Source organism: Paenibacillus vortex V453 (assembly GCF_000193415.1).
GTDB lineage: Bacteria > Bacillota > Bacilli > Paenibacillales > Paenibacillaceae > Paenibacillus_AQ > Paenibacillus_AQ glucanolyticus.
Window position 1 is genome coordinate 1 of sequence record NZ_ADHJ01000016.1, and the last position, 7747, is coordinate 7747.

Annotated in this window: 7 protein-coding genes; all 7 read left to right on the forward strand. The window is 48.1% G+C overall.

Going from position 1 to position 7747, the window contains the following annotated elements:
* The coding region (locus PVOR_RS08890; RefSeq protein ID WP_006208823.1) for an ACT domain-containing protein at positions 1-316 on the forward strand (316 nt) is incomplete at its 5' end.
* Positions 317-370: 54 nt separating this feature from the next.
* Positions 371-1657, forward strand: a complete 1287-nt coding sequence (locus tag PVOR_RS08895; RefSeq protein WP_006208824.1) for a homoserine dehydrogenase — start codon at positions 371-373, stop codon at positions 1655-1657.
* Positions 1658-1714: 57 nt separating this feature from the next.
* Positions 1715-2788 carry a threonine synthase gene (gene thrC, locus PVOR_RS08900; protein WP_006208825.1) on the forward strand — a complete coding sequence of 358 codons (1074 nt, stop codon included), beginning with the start codon at positions 1715-1717 and terminating at the stop codon, positions 2786-2788.
* Positions 2785-3756, forward strand: a complete 972-nt coding sequence (gene thrB / locus PVOR_RS08905) for a homoserine kinase (RefSeq protein WP_006208826.1) — start codon at positions 2785-2787, stop codon at positions 3754-3756. Before thrC ends, thrB begins: the two co-directional genes overlap by 4 nt.
* Positions 3753-4640: a prephenate dehydratase gene (gene pheA / locus PVOR_RS08910; RefSeq protein WP_006208827.1), complete on the forward strand. Its 888-nt coding sequence runs from the start codon at positions 3753-3755 to the stop codon at positions 4638-4640. Before thrB ends, pheA begins: the two co-directional genes overlap by 4 nt.
* Positions 4641-5525: a branched-chain-amino-acid transaminase gene (gene ilvE / locus PVOR_RS08915; RefSeq protein ID WP_006208828.1), complete on the forward strand. Its 885-nt coding sequence runs from the start codon at positions 4641-4643 to the stop codon at positions 5523-5525.
* Between the two features lie 163 nt (positions 5526-5688).
* Positions 5689-7383, forward strand: coding sequence for a LysM peptidoglycan-binding domain-containing protein (locus PVOR_RS08920; RefSeq protein ID WP_006208829.1), 1695 nt, complete (start codon positions 5689-5691; stop codon positions 7381-7383).
* The last annotated feature ends 364 nt before the right edge of the window (positions 7384-7747 follow it).

The window sequence follows — 7747 nt, forward strand, 5'->3', positions numbered from 1 at the left end:
GTCAATTTTCGAATTATGCAAAATGCTCAAGTACAAAGATGGCATTCATCCAATCAATCAACTGGAACGTGATGAAATCGTAACGATTTCTATCGATATGGAACATCGCTCCGGGATGCTGTCCGAGGTGCTTGGGCTGGTTGCGGGTGAAGGCGGGAATGTGCTTACCATTCATCAGAGCATTCCGCTGCAAGGGATCGCAAATGTTGTGATTTCCGTTGAGGTTTCCCGGCTTAATGAGGAGCTGGATGATCTGCTCGACGGTTTAAGGCGAATAACCGGGGTAAGAAGGGTCCAGATGATAGGGCAAGGGTAAGATATGACAAATAAATAGATATCTATGTGATGGGATACAGGAGGTAGTGTATTAATGAAACCGGTCAGAGTAGGGCTTTTGGGATTAGGAACCGTAGGGACAGGGGTAGTCCGCATCGTAGAGGGGCATCAGGAGGATTTGAGCAGTCAGGTCGGTTCGCCGATTACGATAGAGCGTATTGCAGTAAAACATCTGGAGAAATACCGCAGCGTCAGCGTGGATCAGACTAAGCTAACCGAAGATCCATGGGAAGTCATCCGCGATCCCGAGATCGATGTCATTGTAGAAGTGATGGGCGGAATCGAGCAGACGAAGTCTTATATCCTCGAAGCGCTTGATCGGGGTAAACATATCGTAACAGCTAACAAGGATCTGATGGCTTTGCACGGTGCCGAAATTTTGGCAAAAGCTCAAGAGAAGCAGTGTGATGTGTTCTATGAAGCCAGTGTAGCTGGCGGCATTCCGATTATCCGGACGCTGATTGAAGGATTCTCATCCGACCGTATCATGAAAATTATGGGGATTGTGAACGGCACAACCAACTTTATTCTGACCAAAATGAGCCAGGAGGGCGCCTCTTACGAGGATGTTTTGGCGGAGGCCCAGCAGCTTGGATATGCAGAGGCTGATCCGACTTCCGATGTGGAAGGCTTGGACGCGGCACGCAAGATGGCGATACTCGGTACCCTCGGCTTCCGTACGAATGTGGAGCTGCAGGATGTATCTGTCAAGGGAATCTCGCAAGTGACAAAGGACGATATTGCGTATGCCAAGCGCTTGGGTTACGAGATGAAACTTCTGGGAATTGCAGAGCGGCAGGACGATGAGTTCAGCATCAGCGTTCAGCCGACGATGGTTCGCAAAGGACATCCCATCGCAGCAGTAAACGGTGTATTTAACGCCGTTTACGTATACGGGGAAGCTGTCGGCGAAACGATGTTTTATGGAGCCGGTGCCGGCGAGATGCCAACGGCAACATCCGTAGTGGCAGACCTGGTAGCCATCATTAAGAATCTGAAGCTGGGCGTTAACGGCTTGAAAGCCATCGTCCCTTATAAACTGAAGAAACTCAAAACCGATGAGCAGATCGTGTACAAAAATTTCATTCTGCTTCATGTGGATGATAAAGCGGGCGTGCTTGCCCAAATTACGCAGGTGTTTGCCCAGCATGATGTCAGCTTGGAGTCCGTTGTCCAGCAGCCGAATGAGCATAACCCGGATGCTGAGATTATCATCGTCACCCATAACGCAAGCAAAGCCAACATGGATAAGGTACTGAATCATTTCGAAGGCTTGGATGTCATCCGCCGAATTAAAAGTGTTTATCGTGTTGAAGGATAAGCGATTCAAAGCATGAACCCTATATAATTTTTTCACAAGAAAAGGAGAACAAGAGAGATGCCGTATGAAGGATTGCTTCAAACCTACAGAGAATATTTGCCGGTGAATGAGCGTACTCCGCTTCTTACACTCAAGGAAGGGAATACGCCACTGATCAAAGCCGTTAACTTATCGGAAGAGCTCGGGATTGATTTGCATTTCAAATTTGAAGGACTTAATCCTACGGGATCTTTTAAAGACCGTGGAATGGTGATGGCCGTAGCAAAAGCGATGGAAGAGGGAAGCCGTACAATTATGTGCGCTTCTACCGGTAATACTTCCGCAGCAGCGGCTGCTTATGCTGCCCGCGGAGGGTTGAATTGCATCGTCATTATTCCTAACAATAATATTGCTTTGGGTAAGCTTGCTCAGGCGATGATTTACGGAGCGAAGGTCATTGCCATTGATGGCAACTTTGACCGTGCGCTGGAAATCGTTCGCGAGATTACTGCGAAGCATCCGATCACGCTTGTGAACTCGGTGAATCCGTATCGTATCGAAGGCCAGAAGACTGCGGCATTCGAGGTCGTAGACCAACTGGGCAAAGCGCCGGATGTACTGGCGATTCCAGTCGGCAATGCGGGTAACATCTCCGCATACTGGAAAGGATTTAAAGAGTATCACACCGCAGGCAAATCGTCCTCACTTCCAAAAATGCTTGGGTTTGAAGCGGAAGGCGCGATGGCTATCGTCAAAGGGGAGCCTATCGCGAATCCGGAGACAGTGGCCACTGCCATCCGCATCGGGAATCCAGCCAGCTGGAAAACGGCGGTTGCTGCTGCAGAGGAGTCCGGCGGACAGATTAACTATGTTACGGACGAGGAGATTTTGGAAGCTTATCGTAAAATCGCATCGCGGGAAGGGATTTTTGCCGAGCCTGGATCTGCTGCTTCCATTGCAGGTGTCTATAAAATGAAGCGTGAAGGATATTTTAAAGGCGGGGAGTCCGTTGTCTGTGTTCTGACAGGACATGGTCTGAAGGATCCCAACATCGCGATCTCCACAGTGAAATCCGAACCGCTCGTTGTGTCGGATACAGAATCTGCCGTAATGGATGCTATTGCTCAGCTTGAAGGAGCTGCGCAGGTATGAGTTTGTCCCAAGGAGTCCGGGTGAAGGTTCCGGCCAGTACGGCGAATTTGGGACCTGGATTCGATACACTCGGCATGGCATTGTCTCTTTATTCATGGATCGAGATCAAAGCGTCGGAGCAGACCGGATTCCATCTTCATGGTGATCAGATGGGCGGTCTGCCGACAGATAAGAGCAACCTGATTTATAAGGTGGCTCAGATGGTTTTTGAGGAAGCGGGACAATCTGTCCCGGAACTCGAAATTTCCATGTACTCTGAAATACCGCTCACCCGGGGTCTTGGCAGCAGCGCTTCAGCCATTGTAGGTGCATTAGCAGCTGCCAACGCTCTGATCGGCTCACCATTGCCGGATTCCAAGCTTTTTGATATGGCGACGAATCTTGAGAAGCATCCAGATAATGTGGGGGCTTCTTTATTTGGAGGAATTATTACGGCGGTATGGGATGGAGCTCATGCGGATTATATGCGCATTGAACCTCCGGCGGACCTCGGAACGCTCGTAGTCATTCCTGATTTTGAGTTGGCGACATCCAAGGCAAGGGAAGCATTGCCTGCCCAGGTCAGTTTAGCCGACGCTGTATATAATATTAGTCGGTCCTCCTTAATGACAGCAGCTCTTTGCGCAGGCAGACTGGATTTGATTCGTGCTGCAATGCAAGACCGTATCCACCAGCCCTACCGGGCACCGCTCGTACCGGGGATGTCCAGGATTTTGACGGAAGCACCTGACCAGGGAGCACTCGGTATCGCGCTTAGCGGGGCGGGTCCGACTATGATTGCTTTCGTGGACCGCAAAGATCCGCGAGTAGAAGGACAGCTGAGCACGTATCTGATGGAGACGATGAAGTCGGAAGGAATTTCGGCTGCTTGTTACCAGCTGAATCCAGTTGCCGAAGGTGTTCAGCTGATGGATGATATAAACAACAAATCCTTTTTGGATATGATTAGAGGGGAAGTTACTTCATGAAAAAAATAGCCTTGTTGCCCTCAGGATCGGTATCTCATGAAGCGATACGCTATCTCCTTAATGGTGAGCCGGTGGAGTTTGTGCACTATAAACTGATCTCTGATGTATTTATGTCTACAGTAGAAGGCAAGAGCGATTATAGCGTTATCCCGATTGAGAACACCATTGAAGGATCGGTAAGCCTTCACATGGATTGGCTGGTGAATGAGGTGGACCTGCCGATGCAGGTGGAGTGGGTATATCCTTCCATCCAAAATTTAATCGGAAATGCTTCGGAATTCCTTACGAGTGACGGAACGATGGATTACAGTCAAATCAAAAAGATCTGGTCCCATCAAGTTGCGACTGCGCAGTGCCGTCAGTTTCTTGCAAAAGCAGCACCTCAAGCGGAGCTGGAGCAGGTAGGCAGCACCTCGGAAGGGGTTAAAATCGTAAAGGATAATCCAGGCCAGGGGTGGGCCGCGATCGGAACATCACTGGGTGCGGCAACACACGGATTAAACGTGCTTGCCGAGCGTATTACCGATCATGATAACAATTACACCCGATTCGTATTGATCGGTCGTGATCCGATTTCAATTAACCGTTCGCCGGAGCATATCAAAACCAGTATCCTGGTTACGCTGCCGGAAGACGTTCCGGGTGCGCTGCATCAGGTGCTTTCTGCTTTTGCATGGCGGCGTTTGAATTTGTCCCGCATCGAGTCCCGCCCTACGAAGAAAAAGCTTGGTAATTACTATTTTTATATCGATGTCATGGCTTCTACCGATTCCGTTCTGTTGGTCGCAGCAATGGGAGAGATTGAAGCGCTTGGATGTTTGGTTCGCGTGCTGGGGTCTTATCCGGGCTATGCGTACGAGCGTGAGAAGATGGAGGTTAAGTAAATGTCAGAGCAATGGATCTATTTAGATGGAGAATTGGTTACCAAAGAGAACGCTAAAGTATCCGTTTTTGATCATGGATTCCTGTACGGAGACGGTATATTCGAAGGTATTCGGATATATAACGGCAACATCTTTAAGTGCAAGGAACACTTGGACCGGCTGTACGATTCCGCCAAGTCCATCGATTTAGTTATTCCACTGGCATTTGATGAACTGCTGGAGGCTATGGCAGAAACCATTCGACGCAACGATATGCGTAATGGCTATATTCGTCTCGTGGTATCTCGTGGTGCTGGCAATCTGGGCCTGGATCCGCGGCGCTGTCCTAAACCAACCGTGTTAATCATTGTAGAGCAGCTCGCCATTTACTCGGAGGAAGCTTATCTGAACGGTTTGAAGGCCGTTTCTGTGGCTCAGCGCCGCAACATTCCAGATGCGCTTAATCCCAAGATCAAGTCCTTGAACTATCTAAACAACATTCTTGTGAAGATTCAATCGAACTTTGCGGGTGCGGATGAAGCGATCATGATGAATGCGCAAGGATATGTGACCGAAGGTTCCGGGGATAATATTTTCATCGTCAAAAATGGAGTGGTCACAACACCGCCCTGCTATCTGGGAGCACTTGAAGGCATTACGCGTCAGGCAATTATCGATTTATGCGATCAACTGGGCATTAAATTGAAGGAAGAGCCTTTTAGCATGCACGACGTATACATTGCAGACGAGGTATTCTTTACAGGAACCGCTGCCGAGGTTATTGCCGCTCGCGAAATTGACGGTCGGATTATCGGTAAAGGGCAGGCTGGCCCGGTTACTTTGAAGCTGCTCGAAGAATTCCGCAAAATTGTAGATCAAGACGGTTATAAAGTATGGGAATCTTAATTTTATAGGACAGCTCGTTATGTGTCTTCAACAATCCTTTCATGTCGATGGAAGGATTTTTTTTGTCTTGAGGGATGTCAATCGCCTATTCTGTGCATAGGATGTAGTAACGAAAGCGGGCGAATTACATGACGCCTAGAAGAGTGTAGGAGGTTTTAGCGGCGTGAAGATACACATCGTCAAGGAAGGCGACACCCTATATGAGCTGTCCAAAAAATATGACGTCCCATTAGCGAAAATCATCGATGCCAATCCACAGCTCGTGGATCCGAATAAGCTCGAGGTCGGTACCAAGATCAAAGTACCAACAGAGCCTGTTCCGGTACCTGGCGGCAGCCAGCCAATCATCCATAAGCATACGGTAAAGCAAGGAGATTCTCTCTGGAAGCTGTCCAAGGCATGGGGAGTTACCTTGAAGGAAATCATTGATGCCAATCCGCAGCTTAAAAATCCGAATGCCCTTTTGGTGGGAGAAGTCGTCAATATCCCGTCATCAGGGGTATACACGGAGACAGGAGCAGAAGAGGGGACTTCGATGAGCTCTGGATCGACCCCTGGCAAGAAGAAACCAGGCAGCAAGGAATACACGGGTGTGAAGGAAGAAATAACGGCGCCGATCGAGCAGCCGCCGGTACCTGAAGTGAAGGAACCGGAACCGCCGGTTCTGCCAAAACTGCCGGAGATTTCACCTTTTCCAGAGGAACCTAAGAAAATCGAACCGGAAATTAAGAAACCCGAAATGATGCCGGAAGTCAAAAAGCCGGTCATTATGCCGGAGATCAAAAAACCAGAAATCATGCCTGAAATTAAAAAGCCGGAAATCATGCCGGAGATTAAGAAATCAGAAGTGATGCCGGAATTTAAGAAGCCTGTCGTTATGCCTGAGTTCAAACCAGAATTCAAACCAGAATTTAAACCGCCATATAAACCCATTGAACCTGAGTATACGTTCCCTGTCAAAACCATGCCGCTGCCGCATCCGATTCATCCGATCGCGGAACCGTGCCCGCCATTTATGGAGATGCCAGTTCACATGATGCCACATCCATGTCCAGAATTCCCTCATAAAAATGCGCCAGCATTTACGATGCCACAATATGTCTCTCCTGAAGGGCCATGGGGATATCATGAGCCTGTAAAATGGCAAGGCGCGGATTTTGGCAAAGCGGTACATCCGTTTCACCAGATTTCACAGGAGGTGATGCCAGTCTCTTATAATGAGGGCTGGGGGAATGCGACGGCTGGATACCCGGGAGTATCTGAACAACCGATGAGTTTGGAATATTCACAATTCTCGATTACGGAATCATATACGGGCGGTATGGGTTCCAACTACCAGCCATATCCCGAGCATCATCATACAGCAATGACTTACGGATATGTTCCATCACCTTGCGGGTGCCATGGAGGAGAAATAAGTCCGTACTACAATATGCCTCATCACGGGTACCCGCAACATGAACATCACGGTCACCACGTACCTGGCGTTGGAGTTCCTTATCAACCATGGCAGGGTGGAATGGATTTTAATGCAGGAGCATATGGTTCCCCGGCAGCTCATGGCACATATCCTTCATTTGCAAATCCATATGAGCAGAACTGGAATGAACGACAAAACGAGCAGCAGTTTGCTCCTAGCCCTTTTGAGACACAGCAGAGCAACATTTCTGGCAGTAATGAGCTTGAGAATGCTGATGATGATTTGCCGATAAGAGATACTGGTATCGAAGAGGCTGCAAAATCCAGAGCGAAAGTAAACCGTCAACAGGCTAATAAAACAAGAACAGCAGCAAAAAAATCGCGCAAACAATCTCCTGCATCAAGAAGCAAGCGCCAAAATCCTTGGATCAAAGGGTAAGATTTCAAGTTGTTAATGAAGTAAGGGGGATCAAAGGGTGGTCCTCCTTATTTGCTGTGACCATGTTTCTGTATCTTTTCATTCATCTTTGTTTTGCTTGTTTCGGATGTCTATGAATCTTCCGAATGTTTAGTTATGCTAGCCTCAATGCAGAATCTAATGCAAATAGAATTTGGAAGAAATTATGTATTGCTATCACATTGAATAATATGATACATTATAAATCCAGTCGCGAAATGAAAGAATGCGATGGGACGCTGAGGTTGAGAGGAAGTTATAAGAACTTAAAAAACTCTCTAAAAAAACCTCTTGCATTACCGGAACAAACGTGATATATTATAAGAGTTGCTGGTGCGAACGAGAT

Excerpts from the sequence above, each read along its gene's own strand:
- PVOR_RS08895 (WP_006208824.1), top strand. The coding sequence starts at position 371 with ATGAAACCGGTCAGAGTAGGGCTTTTGGGATTAGGAACCGTAGGGACA.
- thrC (WP_006208825.1), top strand. The coding sequence starts at position 1,715 with ATGCCGTATGAAGGATTGCTTCAAACCTACAGAGAATATTTGCCGGTG.
- thrB (WP_006208826.1), top strand. The coding sequence starts at position 2,785 with ATGAGTTTGTCCCAAGGAGTCCGGGTGAAGGTTCCGGCCAGTACGGCG.
- pheA (WP_006208827.1), top strand. The coding sequence starts at position 3,753 with ATGAAAAAAATAGCCTTGTTGCCCTCAGGATCGGTATCTCATGAAGCG.
- ilvE (WP_006208828.1), top strand. The coding sequence starts at position 4,641 with ATGTCAGAGCAATGGATCTATTTAGATGGAGAATTGGTTACCAAAGAG.